Raw genomic sequence first — 12,859 nt, 5'->3', positions numbered from 1 at the left:
TCAATGTTCGGGATCAGCTTCAGCGAACTGTTGCTCGTGGGCCTGGTGGCCCTGCTGGTGCTCGGCCCCGAGCGCCTGCCGGGCGCCGCGCGTACCGCCGGGCTGTGGATCGGCCGGCTCAAGCGCAGCTTCAATGCGATCAAGCAGGAGGTCGAGCGTGAAATCGGCGCCGATGACATCCGTCGTCAGTTGCACAACGAGCACATCCTCTCCATGGAGCAGGAAGCGCGCAAGATCCTCAACCCCAACAGCGTGACGCCTGAGCCGCCTGCAACCCCGGTTGCCCATGGCGAAAGCGCCCCGGCGCCAACACCCAGCAGCAGCGAAACCACGCCGCCAGCCGCCAGCGCGCCCACCGAACCGACACAGCCCCCGCGAGCCCCATGAGCGATATTCCGGAAAACGACCAGCCGATGCCGCTGGTTTCGCACCTCACCGAGTTGCGTACACGCCTGCTGCGCTGCGTCGCGGCCATCTTCCTGATCTTCGCCGGGCTGTTTTCCTTCGCGCAGCAGATCTACACCCTGGTCTCGGCGCCGTTGCGCGAGCACCTGCCGGCCAACGCGACGATGATCGCCACCGACGTCGCCTCGCCGTTCCTGACGCCGTTCAAGCTGACCATGATCGTCTCGCTGTTCCTGGCCATTCCGTTGATCCTCCAGCAGATCTGGGGCTTCATCGCGCCGGGCCTGTACCGCCATGAAAAGCGCATCGCCATTCCGTTGCTGGTGTCGAGCATCATCCTCTTCTACGCCGGCATGGCCTTTGCGTATTTTCTGGTGTTCCCGCTGATCTTCGGCTTCTTCGCCAGCGCCACCCCGGAAGGGGTGTCGATGATGACGGACATTTCCAGCTACCTGGACTTCGTCATGACCCTGTTCTTCGCCTTCGGCGTGGCCTTCGAGATCCCGGTGGCCGTGGTCCTGCTGGTGTGGATCGGCGTGGTCGATGTGAAGTACCTGCGAAAGATCCGCCCGTACGTGATCATTGGCTGCTTCGTGGTCGGCATGATCCTGACCCCGCCGGACATCTTCTCGCAGACCCTGCTCGCCGTGCCGATGTGGCTGCTGTTCGAGATCGGCGTGCTGTTTGGCGGGCTGATCCGCAAGCGTAGCGAACACCCTGAAGACGCTGCCGACGACCATAACGACCAGCCGCCAGCGACTCAGCCGTGAACCTGCTGTTACTTGAAGAGGCCGATTTCATCGCGGCCGATCGCGTGGTGCTGGCTGACCGGCGCTTTACCCACATGCAGGAAATCCACCGCGTGGCGGTGGGCGATACCCTGCGCGTCGGGCGTATCGGCGGGCTGATGGGCCAGGCCGTGGTACTGCGCCTGGAAGGCCATGAAGCCGAGCTCAGCGTCAGCTTCGACCAGCCACCACCGTCCAAGCTGCCGCTGACTTTGGTGCTGGCCCTGCCACGGCCGAAAATGCTCCGTCGGGTGTTCCAGACCGTCGCCACCATGGGCGTGCCAAAGCTGATCCTGGTCAACAGCTACCGGGTCGAGAAAAGCTTCTGGCAAACCCCGTTCCTCGAGCCCGAAGCCATCCGCGAACAGCTGATCCTCGGCCTTGAGCAGACCCGCGATACCGTGCTGCCCGAGGTGATCATCGAGAAGCGCTTCAAGCCGTTTGTCGAAGACCGCCTGCCGGCCATTGCGCAAGGCACCCTCGGCCTGGTCGGCCATCCAGGCCCGTACCCGCCCTGCCCGCGCGGGCTGAACGAGCCGGTTACCCTGGCCATTGGCCCGGAAGGTGGCTGGATTCCCTACGAGATCGACCTGCTGGGCAAGGCCGGGCTGAACCCGGTACAACTCGGCGAACGCATCCTGCGCGTGGAAACAGCGGTCACCGCCCTGCTCGCCCGTCTGTTCTGACTTCAGTTTTGCCGCTCCAGGCCGATGCATTGGCACCAGAAAAATAATCGCCTCTGCCGATCGCAATGGAGTCCCACCATGTACCGTTGGTTAGCCCAGCACCTGGGTAACGTGAGCGTCAATCTCAAACTCGGCATCGGCTTCGGCCTGGTCCTGTTGCTGACCCTGGCCATTACCCTGACCGGCTGGCAGGGCCTGAACGGCATCAGCAACCGTGGCGACACCCTGGGCGGGATTTCCCAGGTGCACCAGGCCACCCTCGAACTGCGCATTGCCCGCCAGGGCTTCCAACTCAAAGGCGACGAGGCCGCGGCGCAGAACCTCAACAATGCCCTGGCTGCGCTTGAGCGCCAGTTGCAAGCGGTCGACCAACGCATCGTCCTGCCCGAGAACCGCCGTCGCATCGAGCAGCAGCACGAAGCCGTGCGCCAGTACCGCCAGGCGCTAAGCAGTGCCGACAAGGCCGCCCAACAGCGCGAAGCCGCTCGTGCCGTGCTCGGCAGCAGCGCCGACGAGGCCGCGGCGTTGATCGCCCAGGTCGAGCAACAACTGCTCAGCGGCAGCGACCTGAACCTGTTCAACAGCGTGGTCGGTGCCAGCAAGCTGCTGCAACAGGCGCGCTTCCAGGTGCGTGGCTACACCTACAGCGGCAAGCCCGAATTCCAGCACACTGCGCTGGAGGCCATCGACCAGGCCACCTCGCAGCTCAAGACCCTGGCCGAAGTACTGCCGGCCAGCTACACCAGCAACTTCAACCAGGCCGCCCGCGCCCTGGGTAACTACCGCGGCGCCGTGGTCGAGTTCGGCAATGCGCAAAACGCCTCCGAGCAGGCCGCTCAACAAATGGTTGTCTTGGGCCAGAACCTGATCGAGCAGAGCCAGCAACTGACCAGCACCCTTACCACCCTGCGCGATGACGAGTCGCAACACGCCAAGTCGATGCTGGCCCTGGCCACCGTGCTGGCCTTGCTGTTCGGCCTGCTGGCCGCCTGGGCGATTACCCGGCAGATCATTATCCCCCTGCGTCAAACCCTCAATGCCGCCGACCGGGTTGCCAGTGGCGACCTGCGCCACGACCTCAAGATCGACCGCCGTGACGAGCTGGGCCAGTTGCAGCGCAGCATGCAGCGCATGACCGTGAGCCTGCGCGAATTGATCGGCGGCATCGGCGACGGCGTCACCCAGATTGCCAGCGCCGCCGAAGAACTGTCAGCGGTCACCGAGCAGACCAGTGCCGGGGTCAACAATCAAAAGGTCGAGACCGACCAGGTGGCCACCGCCATGAACGAAATGGCCGCCACCGTACAAGAGGTCGCACGTAACGCCGAGGAAGCCTCGGAAGCGGCGGTGATGGCCGATCAGCAGGCCCGCGAAGGTGATCGAGTGGTCGGCGAAGCCATCGCCCAGATCGAGCGCCTGGCCAGCGAGGTCAACCACTCCAGCGAAGCCATGGGCCAGCTCAAGGCCGAAAGCGACAAGATCGGCAGCGTGCTCGATGTGATCAAGTCAGTCGCCCAGCAAACCAACCTGCTCGCCCTCAACGCCGCCATCGAAGCTGCCCGCGCCGGGGAAGCCGGGCGTGGCTTTGCCGTGGTCGCCGATGAAGTACGCAGCCTGGCACAACGCACCCAGCAGTCCACCGAAGAGATCGAACAGTTGATCGCCGGCCTGCAGAACGGCACCCAGCAGGTTGCCACGGTAATGGACGCCAGCCGCGGCCTGACCGACAGCAGCGTCGAGCTGACTCGCCGCGCCGGCACCTCGCTGGAAACCATCACCCGCACCGTGTCGTCGATCCAGGCGATGAACCAGCAGATCGCTGCGGCAGCCGAGCAGCAAAGCGCGGTGGCCGAAGAAATCAACCGTAGCGTGATGAACGTGCGAGATGTGTCGGACCAGACATCGGCCGCCAGTGAAGAGACGGCGGCGTCGAGCGTTGAGCTGGCGCGGTTGGGGACGCATCTGCAGACGCTGGTCGGCAAGTTCCAGCTGTAGAAAGCATCGCGGGGCAAGCCCGCTCCTACCGGTCTGGTGGGAGCGGGCTTGCCCCGCGATGGGGCCCTAAAGCACCTGCCGCAAAAACGCCTGTGCGCGCAGGTCCTTGGGTGAGGTGAAGAACGCCTCCGGCGGCGAATCTTCCAGCAGCTTGCCGTGATCGAAGAACAGCACCCGATCCGCCACTTCCCGGGCAAAGCCCATTTCGTGGGTGACGCAAACCATGGTCATACCTTCCAGGGCCAGGGTTTTCATCACATCCAGCACTTCGCCAACCATTTCCGGGTCGAGCGCCGATGTCGGCTCATCGAACAGCATCACCTTGGGGTCCATGGCCAGGGCCCGGGCGATCGCCACCCGTTGCTGCTGACCGCCGGACAGGCGTGACGGGTACTCGTTGGCCTTCTGGCCAATCCCGACCTTCTCCAGCAACGCCCGGGCCTTGGCCTCGCGCTCGACCTTGCCACGCTTGCGCACGACCTTCTGCGCCAGGCACAGGTTCTCCAGCACGGTCATGTGCGGGAACAGGTTGAAATGCTGGAACACCATGCCCACTTCACGGCGGTAGGCGTTGACGTCGGTCTTCGGGTCGGCCAGCTGCAGGCCATCGATGGCCACGGTGCCTTCATCGAACGACTCCAGGCCATTGAGGCATCGCAGGAAAGTCGACTTGCCCGAGCCCGAAGGGCCAAGTACCACCAGCACTTCGCCCTTGGCCACGTTGGTGCTGACGTGATCGACCGCACGCACCACCTGCCCGCGGGTATCGAAGACTTTTACCAGGTCACGGACTTCAATCACTTTGCGCAAGCCTCCGCTCAAGCCGGCTGGCCATGTGCGACAGCGGCAGGTTGATCAACAGGTACAGACCGGCGACGCAGAACCAGATCTCGAACGTCGAGAACGAGGTGGTGATCGCCTCGCGACCGCTTTTGGTCAGTTCGGTGATGGCGATCACCGAGACCAGCGAGGTGTCCTTGACCAGGCTGATGAACTGCCCGGCCAGCGGCGGCAGCACGCGTTTGAAGGCTTGCGGCAGCACCACATGGCGCATCGACTGACCGGCGCTCAGGCCCAGCGAACGGGCGGCTTCACCCTGGCCCTTGGCGATCGACTGCACACCGGCGCGGACGATCTCGGCGACATAAGCGCCGGTGAACAGCGCCAGCGCCGCCACCCCGGCAAACTCCCGGGACAGGTTGAGCACAGTGCCGATGAAGAAGTAAAAGATGAAAATCTGTACCAGCAACGGCGTGCCGCGCACCAGCTCGACGTAGACCGTCGACAGGTCACGCAGGGTCGGGTTGTTCGACAGCCGGCAAAGCCCGGCAAACAGGCCGATCAGCAGCCCCAGCACGCCGGAGGCGACCGAGATCCATACGGTGGTCCACAGGCCCCAGGCCAACGGCCCGGCAGCCCAGTGATGGGTAACGCCGATCAGGTCGCCTTCGGCCACATCGTCGCCGCGCGACAGCTGCACGCTGGCCTGTTCGACCTCGAAGACCTGCTCGCCACCGCTCTCGTCACGTACGGTGACGCTGGCCATGTCGCCTTTGCTGACGATGGCTTCGATGGTGCCGTTTTCGCTGACGCGTTGGGCGACTTCAGCCTGGTAGGCGAAATACTGCGGCACCCGGTTCCAGCGCCACTCGTAGGAAATCATCGAGGTCGCGTAATACAGGCTGACCGCCAGGCCGATCAGGACCAGCGCGGTCAGCCCGTGCCAGGGCCACTGGGCTTTCTTGTGTTTGATCACGTGAGGGTACTTCCGTAAAAGCGAACGCGCAGGGCCAGCCTGCGCGTCGGGTTTCAAGCCAGGCGTGGTGCCTCGGCCTTATTCCATGTCCTTGAGCCAGGCGGTGTCCTTGAACCACTTGTCGTGGATTCGATCGTAGGTACCGTCGTGCTTGATCTGGTGCAGGAAGTTGTTGATGAAGTTCAGGCTGTCGTAATCGCCCTTCTTCAGGCCGAAGGCCAACGGTTCGAAGGTGAACGGCTTGTCGAGGAACAGCAGCTTGCCGGCGCCGGCCTTGTTCACCGCCACGACGTTGTATGGGGCGTCGTAGACAAAGGCATCGGCCTTGCCGTTGACCACGTCCATCACCGCTTCCTGCTCGTTGTCGTAGCCGTGGTACTTGGCCTTGCCGATCAGTTTCTTGGCGACCATCTCACCGGTGGTGCCAAGCTTGGAGGTCAGGCGGTACTTCTCGTTGTTCAGGTCTTTGTAGGACTTGATCTCTTCAGCCAGTTCCTTGCGAATCAGCAGGGTCTGGCCGACCACGATGAAGGGCTCGCTGAAGTTCAGCTTGAGGTTGCGTTCCTGGGTCAGGGTCATGCCGCTGCCGATCATGTCGAACTTGTCGGTCATCAGCGCCGGGATAATGCCGTCGTAGGCGGTGGAGACCATCTCCAGCTTGACGCCCATGGACTTGGCCATGGCCTTGAGGATATCGACCTCGAAGCCGATGATCTCACCGCGCTTGTTGGTCATCTGGAACGGCATGTAGGTAGGGTCCATGCCGACACGCAGGGTGCCGCGCTTGACCGCGTCATCGATGGCACCGGCCGCCTGCGCGGCACTTACCGCAACCAGCGCCGTGACGCCGACCAGCAGCATCGACAGATACTTCTTAATCATCACCAGATCCCCTAGCAGGAAAGCTCGAATTTTATTGTTGGCGCGAACCGTCCTATTCAGACGGGTGCGAGATATTCGGGGAGGGATGCTAACGCATGAACGGCACGGTACATATAGCCGAAGACGACTTTGTTACCCATTGATCCCAGAAAAAACATCGCCGGCAACGCCGGCTCCCACAAGGTCAGTTGTGCATACAACCCTGTGGGAGCCGGCGTTGCCGGCGATTGCTTGAGCCGATCAGGCGATCAGGCACTGGCCAGCGAAGGCTGTACGGCAGGCTCCGGATGCAGGGGCAGCAGCGGCGAGTGCGGGTCGTTGGCGATCGACTGACGCCAGACGCCCAGCCAGGCCTCGTTCTGCTCATCCCAGACAGCTGTGTGCAGACGTGCCAGGGCGACCGGGTCGCTGAGCAGGGCCAGACGGGTATTGCCATCCAGACCGCTCGGGCCGCCGTCCAGGGCCTTGGCGATACGTTCGGCTCGCAGCGCTTCGATTGGCGCCGCGACGCCGTGACGGGCTGTGGCCAAGGCGCAGGCCAGGGCGTTCTGCTGCGGGTCGACCACGGCACGGACGAAGCCGTCGTGCATGGCGTGCCAGCGGTTCTCGTGGGTGTACTGGTCGGTGGCCAGCAGCTCATGAGGCGTGGCGTATTCCTCGGGAATCAGGAACAGGCTCTCGTCCTTGGCACGCAGGCCCAGGTGCACACGGCTGGAGATCACCGACACCGGGATCGACAGCATCAGCGAACCGACGATCGGCACCAGCCACCACAAAAAGCTCGGGTTCAGCCAGGCCACCAGCAGCGCCCAAGCCACACCCAGCAGGGTTTGCGGGCCATGGCGGCGTACCGCTTCACTCCACGGGGTGGAGTCATCGTCACGTTGCGGCGAGTTCCAGGTCGCGGCCCAGCCGAGGAACGCGGCAAGCACGAAGCGGGTGTGGAAGATCATCCGCACTGGCGCCAGGAGCATGGAGAAGAGCATCTCCAGCAGCATCGACAGGGTGACCTTGAAGCGCCCGCCAAACTCTTTCGCACCCTTGGCCCAGATCAGGATGACACTGAGCAGCTTGGGCAGGAACAGCAGCACGATAGTGGTGGAGAACAGCGCGATGGCCTTCTCCGGGTGCCACTGCGGCCACAGCGGGTAGAGCTGGCGTGGTTCGAGGAAGTACTGCGGCTCCATCAGGGTATTGGTCGCCAGCAACGCGGTCGACAATACCAGGAAGAAGAACCACAACGGTGCCGACAGGTACGACATCACCCCGGTGAGGAACACCGCACGGTGCACCGGGTGCATGCCTTTCACCAGGAACAGGCGGAAGTTCATCAGGTTGCCGTGGCACCAGCGCCGGTCGCGCTTGAGCTCATCGAGCAGGTTCGGCGGCAGTTCTTCGTAGCTGCCCGGCAGGTCGTAGGCAATCCACACGCCCCAGCCAGCCCGACGCATCAGCGCCGCTTCAACGAAGTCGTGGGAAAGGATCGCACCGGCAAACGCGCCCTTGCCCGGCAACGGCGCCAGGGCGCAGTGCTCGATGAAGGGCTTCATGCGGATGATCGCGTTGTGGCCCCAGTAGTGCGACTCACCAAGCTGCCAGAAGTGCAGGCCAGCGGTGAACAGTGGGCCGTAGACGCGGGTGGCGAACTGCTGCATGCGCGCATACAGGGTATCCATGCCCGAGGCTTTCGGCGCGGTCTGGATGATCCCTGCGTCCGGGTTGGCCTCCATCAGGCGCACCAGGCTGGTCAGGCATTCGCCACTCATCACGCTGTCGGCGTCGAGCACCACCATGTAGCGGTAATCGCCCCCCCAGCGACGGCAGAAGTCGTCGAGGTTGCCGCTCTTGCGTTTGACCCGGCGGCGACGGCGACGGTAGAAGATCCGCCCGAAGCCCTTGGACTCGCGGCAGACTTCCAGCCAGGCCTGTTGCTCGGCCACGGCGATGTCGGTGTCGTTGGTGTCGCTGAGCACGAAGAAGTCGAAACGGTCGAGGTCACCGGTTGCGGCCACCGACTCGAAAGTCGCCCGCAGGCCAGCGAATACCCGCGGCACGTCTTCGTTGCAGATCGGCATGACGATCGCAGTGCGAGCACCGGCTTCGATAGGCTCGTTGCCGGCACTGCTGCCGGAGATCCGGTACTTGTCACGCCCGGTAAGCAACTCCAGAAAGCCCATCAGCGCGGTCCAGAAACCCGCCGAGACCCAGCAGAAGAGGATACCGAAAAGGACCAGGATGCTGGTCTGCAGCGCATACGGCCAGACTTGCGTGGCGGTTTGCAGCAGCGGTTGGTGCATGACTTCGGCGAGGTCGACGAACGACCAGCCCTGGTACGGCAGGATGCCTTTCATGTACCAGCCGGCGACGATGGTCTGACCGAGCATCAGCGCCAACAGGATGTAGCGGCGCATCGAGCCGACCCAGCGCCAACGGGCCTTGGGCAGCTCACGTTTTTCCGGCGCCGGCGCGTTGGTGCGGCCGGTCAGGCGGCGCCAGGCGCGGATCAGGATGTTGGTGCGCCACGGCTCGGGGATTACCCGGGTGCGACGGATCGGCGGCGTGGCCTTCAGGCACACTCGGCCGCTACCGTCCACCGCAAGCATCTCGGCGTCTTGCAGGTCTTCGGCGCAGGTCACGTGCAGGCGCTCGCCCACCGAGGCCTGGACGGCCTCGGCAGCTTCGACGCCCGGCTGGGCAGACAGGCGCTGATGCAACTCGCTGAACGAGGAGCAGCGGGCGAGTTCCGCGCGTTGCTCGTCGCTCAGGGGCAGGTGGGCCAGATACTCGCTGAGCGATTCTGGCCGGGTATGGGCATTACTCATCGGCAGGCAACTGATAGCTCCAGGTCTCGGTCAGCACCTGTTCGGTGGTGGCCGGTGCCCCGGTGGTGGACGCCGCATCGGCGGCAGGTTGCTCGGCAGGCTTGTCGGCCTTGGCCTGTTTGGCCGCAGCTTTGTCCTGCTTGCTTGGTTTGGCAGGCTTGGCCGGTTCGACCGGAACATCACGCAGCAGCGCGGCGCGCATTTCCACGGACTTGCTCGGGTCCTTGACCTTCAACCGCAGGGTCAGGCGCCAGCCTTTGATTTGCGGGTTGTAACGCAGGTTGTTCTCGACCACTTCGGCATTGTCGCCGACGCTGATCTGGCTACGCACTGCGGTGTCTTCCGGCAGTTTGCTCAGCACCGGGCCTTCGAAGTCGACCAGGAAGGCCACGCTGCCATCAGGCTGACGGATCAGGTTGGACTGTTTGACGTCACCGGTCGAGCGCAGGGTCTGCTTGACCCAGCCCAGGTTCGGCGAGTGCAGGTTGGACTCGTCGATGGTCCAGTGCAGGCGGTAGGCGTATTCGAACGGGGTGCCTGGCTCCGGCAGTTTCTCCGGGCTCCAGAAAGCCACGATATTGTCGTTGGTTTCATCGGCGGTCGGGATCTCGACCAGATCGACGGTACCCTTGCCCCAGTCACCCACCGGCTCGATCCAGGCACTTGGACGCTTCTGGTAGTTGTCGTCGAGGTCTTCGAACTGGCTGAAGTCACGCTGGCGTTGCAGCAGGCCGAAACCACGCGGGTTCTCGACGCTGAAGTTGCTCACGGCCAGGTGTTTCGGGTTGTTCAGCGGGCGCCACAGCCACTCGCCGTTACCGGCATGGATCGACAGGCCTTCGGAGTCGTGCAGGGCCGGACGGTAGTTGAGCACCTTGGATGGCTGGTTGCCACCGAACAGGAACATGCTGGTCAGCGGGGCGACACCCAGGCGGCTGACGCGGTCACGCAGGAACACCTTGGACTGCACGTCGACAATGGTGTCGCTGCCCGGACGCAGGGTCAGGCGGTAGGCGCCGGTGGAGCGCGGCGAATCGAGCAGCGCATAGATCACCAGCTGCTTGTCGGTCGGTTTTGGACGCTCGACCCAGAACTCGGTGAACCGCGGGAATTCTTCGCCAGACGGCAACGCAGTGTCGATGGCCAGGCCACGAGCGGACAGGCCATACACATGGCCCTTGCCGACCACGCGGAAATAGCTGGCGCCAAGCAGGGTCATGATTTCATCCTGCTTGTCGGCCTTGTTGATCGGGTACAGCACGCGGAAACCGGCGTAGCCCAGTTTTTCGGTGGCCTTGGCGTCGAACTGCAGGTCACCGAAATCGAAACGGCTCGGGTCGTACTTGATCTCTTTCACCGCCTTGGGGGTGATTTCGTTGATCTTGACCGGCGTGTCGAAATGCATGCCCTGGTGGTAGAAGGACAGCTTGAACGGCGTCTTGTCCTTGGCCCACTCGGCCTTTTCGTTGAGGAAGCGGATCTTCTGGTAGTCCGCGTACTTCATTTCGCGGAACACCGCCGGCAGATTGCTTTTTGGCGCCTCGTACTTCTGCCCGGCAAGATCCTTCGCCTTGGCCGCGACATCGTCAAGGTTGAACGCCCAGAGCTGGCCTGCGCCGAGCAGGCTTACCAGCGTTGCGCCTGCCAACAGGGCCTTGCGCAGCCGAATGCCGGGAGTTCTTGGTGCATTACAGGGACTTACAATCACGAGCAACCCTCGCCGAAAACAGATCATAAAACCAACGGCCAGCGACATATGCCAGGTTGGCGAGCACTGTTCGGACTCCGAAAGGGCACAATGATTCCCCAAACGGTTCCGGACAGTCTCAAGTCAGAGTGAAACGAACCCACGAACGCAGGCCCACATAGCGCGCGATTATCCAGCAGGCCGCGTTACAACGCATCAGGCTGAACAAACTATTTATGCAACCAAACCCCTTGTTTTCCCGCAAACAGGGGTTTTTTGCCATCATATTTGTAACATAAATGTTACCGGGCCATCATTGACCAGGTGCACCTGCATGTCAGCTCCGAACTGACCACTGGCAACCGTCGCGTGCTGGACCTGGGCCTGGGCCAACATATAGTCGAAAAGCTCGGCGCCCAGCGCTGGCGGCGCAGCCGTGGAAAAACTCGGGCGCAGGCCGTTCTGGGTATCGGCGGCCAGGGTGAACTGCGACACCAGCAGCAGGCCGCCGCCAATATCCTTGAGCGACAGGTTCATCTTGCCCTGGGGATCGCTGAACACCCGGTAGTTGAGTAGCTTGTGCAGCAGCTTGTCGGCATGTGCGCGGGTATCGCCGGGCTCGACCGCGACCAGCACCAGCAGGCCCTGGTCGATGGCCCCGACGGTTTTGCCCTCGACATCCACCCGCGCGCCACGCACGCGTTGCAGCAAACCCTTCATGCTTCTTCCAGGGGCAGGTCGAGCAGGCGCCGGGCCATTTGGTCGGCGGCACGCACCAGGGCATCGGTAATGCCCGGCTCGGAGGCCGCGTGACCGGCGTCGCGAATCACCTTCAGCTCACTGTTCGGCCAGGCCTGGTGCAGTTCCCAGGCGTTGTCCAGCGGGCAGATCACGTCGTAGCGACCATGCACGATCACCGCCGGCAGGTGGGCGATCTTGGGCATGTCGCGGATCAACTGGTCCGGCTCAAGGAACGCATTGTTGGTGAAGTAGTGGCATTCGATACGGGCAATCGACAGTGCACGCTGCGGCTCGGAGAAACGGTCGACCACCAGCGGGTTGGGTCGCAGGGTCGCGGTACGTCCTTCCCAGGTCGACCAGGCCTTGGCCGCATGCATCTGGGCAATCTGGTCGTTGCCGGTCAGGCGCTTGTGGAAGGCCTTGACCAGGTCGTCGCGTTCTTCGGCCGGAATCGGTGCGATGTAGTCCTGCCAGTAATCGGGGAACAGGCGGCTGGCGCCGGCCTGATAGAACCATTCGATCTCTTGTGCACGGCACAGGAAGATGCCGCGCAGGATCAGGCCATGCACCCGCTCGGGGTGGGTCTGGGCATAGGCCAGGGCCAGGGTAGAGCCCCAGGAGCCGCCGAACAGCACCCACTTCTCGATCCCCAGGTGCTTGCGAATGCGTTCCAGGTCTTCGACCAGGTGCCAGGTGGTGTTGTTTTCCAGGCTGGCATGCGGGGTCGAACGACCGCAGCCGCGCTGGTCGAAGGTGATGATGCGGTACTGGTTGGGATTGAAGTAGCAGCGGCTCTGGGCATCGCAGCCGGCACCCGGGCCGCCATGGATGAACACCACCGGCAGACCTTCCGGCGAACCGCTCTCATCGACATACAGCACATGCGGTGCTTCCACGGCCAGATCGTGCCGGGCGTAGGGTTTGATCTGCGGGTACAAGGTCTGCATTACGCACTCCGTGTGGGAATTATTCTGCCGTTGGGCATCATAAACCTGAATTGCGCTTAGAGCATGTACCTGTGATGGCTTTGAGGGCCCTATCGCTGGCAAGCCAGCTCCCACAGGTTCGATACACCCTGCGGGAGCTGGCTTGCCAGC

The 12,859-nt window shown here is 63.2% G+C and carries 11 protein-coding genes and 1 pseudogene; 5 read left to right on the top strand and 7 right to left on the bottom strand.

Annotated elements, in window-relative coordinates:
- Window positions 1-3: 3 nt before the first annotated feature.
- The 5 genes and pseudogenes from tatB to KHO53_RS25965 all read left to right on the top strand — a co-directional run bounded on the left by tatB (window position 4) and on the right by KHO53_RS25965 (window position 3,874).
- Window positions 4-387: a Sec-independent protein translocase protein TatB gene (gene tatB, locus KHO53_RS12370; protein WP_010222334.1), complete on the top strand. Its 384-nt coding sequence runs from the start codon at window positions 4-6 to the stop codon at window positions 385-387.
- Window positions 384-1,175, top strand: a complete 792-nt coding sequence (gene tatC / locus KHO53_RS12365; RefSeq protein WP_010222333.1) for a twin-arginine translocase subunit TatC — start codon at window positions 384-386, stop codon at window positions 1,173-1,175. The genes tatB and tatC overlap by 4 nt, the downstream gene beginning before the upstream one ends.
- Entirely contained in the window at window positions 1,172-1,879 is a 708-nt protein-coding gene (locus KHO53_RS12360) for a 16S rRNA (uracil(1498)-N(3))-methyltransferase (RefSeq protein ID WP_213570351.1), read from the top strand. The genes tatC and KHO53_RS12360 overlap by 4 nt, the downstream gene beginning before the upstream one ends.
- Before the next feature lie 24 nt (window positions 1,880-1,903).
- Window positions 1,904-3,019, top strand: a pseudogene (locus KHO53_RS25970) (methyl-accepting chemotaxis protein); the annotation flags it as partial.
- The gene (locus tag KHO53_RS25965; protein WP_374045263.1) at window positions 3,002-3,874 is read left to right on the top strand and encodes a methyl-accepting chemotaxis protein; all 873 of its coding nucleotides are present in this window, start codon (window positions 3,002-3,004) and stop codon (window positions 3,872-3,874) included. The pseudogene KHO53_RS25970 and the gene KHO53_RS25965, both read left to right, overlap by 18 nt.
- Before the next feature lie 66 nt (window positions 3,875-3,940).
- Here the strand turns inward: KHO53_RS25965 and KHO53_RS12350 are convergent, their stop codons facing one another.
- The 7 genes from KHO53_RS12350 to pip all read right to left on the bottom strand — a co-directional run bounded on the left by KHO53_RS12350 (window position 3,941) and on the right by pip (window position 12,709).
- Window positions 3,941-4,675: an amino acid ABC transporter ATP-binding protein gene (locus KHO53_RS12350; RefSeq protein WP_010222327.1), complete on the bottom strand. Its 735-nt coding sequence runs from the start codon at window positions 4,673-4,675 to the stop codon at window positions 3,941-3,943.
- Window positions 4,668-5,630, bottom strand: a complete 963-nt coding sequence (locus tag KHO53_RS12345; RefSeq protein WP_100782639.1) for an amino acid ABC transporter permease — start codon at window positions 5,628-5,630, stop codon at window positions 4,668-4,670. Before KHO53_RS12345 ends, KHO53_RS12350 begins: the two co-directional genes overlap by 8 nt.
- 78 nt (window positions 5,631-5,708) lie before the next feature.
- Window positions 5,709-6,509: a transporter substrate-binding domain-containing protein gene (locus KHO53_RS12340; RefSeq protein WP_162471126.1), complete on the bottom strand. Its 801-nt coding sequence runs from the start codon at window positions 6,507-6,509 to the stop codon at window positions 5,709-5,711.
- Window positions 6,510-6,760: 251 nt separating this feature from the next.
- A complete protein-coding gene (gene mdoH, locus KHO53_RS12335; RefSeq protein ID WP_010222323.1) occupies window positions 6,761-9,334 on the bottom strand; it encodes a glucans biosynthesis glucosyltransferase MdoH in 2,574 nt (857 codons plus the stop codon).
- Entirely contained in the window at window positions 9,327-11,042 is a 1,716-nt protein-coding gene (locus KHO53_RS12330) for a glucan biosynthesis protein G (protein ID WP_036995587.1), read from the bottom strand. The genes mdoH and KHO53_RS12330 overlap by 8 nt, the downstream gene beginning before the upstream one ends.
- A gap of 261 nt (window positions 11,043-11,303) precedes the next feature.
- Window positions 11,304-11,741, bottom strand: coding sequence for a D-aminoacyl-tRNA deacylase (dtd, locus tag KHO53_RS12325; protein ID WP_010222321.1), 438 nt, complete (start codon window positions 11,739-11,741; stop codon window positions 11,304-11,306).
- The gene (gene pip, locus KHO53_RS12320) at window positions 11,738-12,709 is read right to left on the bottom strand and encodes a prolyl aminopeptidase (protein ID WP_010222320.1); all 972 of its coding nucleotides are present in this window, start codon (window positions 12,707-12,709) and stop codon (window positions 11,738-11,740) included. The genes dtd and pip overlap by 4 nt, the downstream gene beginning before the upstream one ends.
- Between the last annotated feature and the right edge of the window lie 150 nt (window positions 12,710-12,859).

It is taken from the genome of Pseudomonas sp. RC2C2 (genome assembly GCF_018390435.1).
Classification (GTDB): Bacteria; Pseudomonadota; Gammaproteobacteria; order Pseudomonadales; family Pseudomonadaceae; genus Aquipseudomonas; species Aquipseudomonas donghuensis.
The sequence above is the reverse complement of the archived record's forward strand: the minus strand, read 5'-3'. Positions and strand labels throughout refer to the sequence as shown.

What these genes read in the sequence shown, in the direction of transcription:
- dtd (WP_010222321.1), bottom strand. Translation starts at nt 11,741, where the DNA reads ATGAAGGGTTTGCTGCAACGCGTGCGTGGCGCGCGGGTGGATGTCGAG.
- mdoH (WP_010222323.1), bottom strand. Translation starts at nt 9,334, where the DNA reads ATGAGTAATGCCCATACCCGGCCAGAATCGCTCAGCGAGTATCTGGCC.
- KHO53_RS25965 (WP_374045263.1), top strand. Translation starts at nt 3,002, where the DNA reads ATGCAGCGCATGACCGTGAGCCTGCGCGAATTGATCGGCGGCATCGGC.
- tatB (WP_010222334.1), top strand. Translation starts at nt 4, where the DNA reads ATGTTCGGGATCAGCTTCAGCGAACTGTTGCTCGTGGGCCTGGTGGCC.
- tatC (WP_010222333.1), top strand. Translation starts at nt 384, where the DNA reads ATGAGCGATATTCCGGAAAACGACCAGCCGATGCCGCTGGTTTCGCAC.
- pip (WP_010222320.1), bottom strand. Translation starts at nt 12,709, where the DNA reads ATGCAGACCTTGTACCCGCAGATCAAACCCTACGCCCGGCACGATCTG.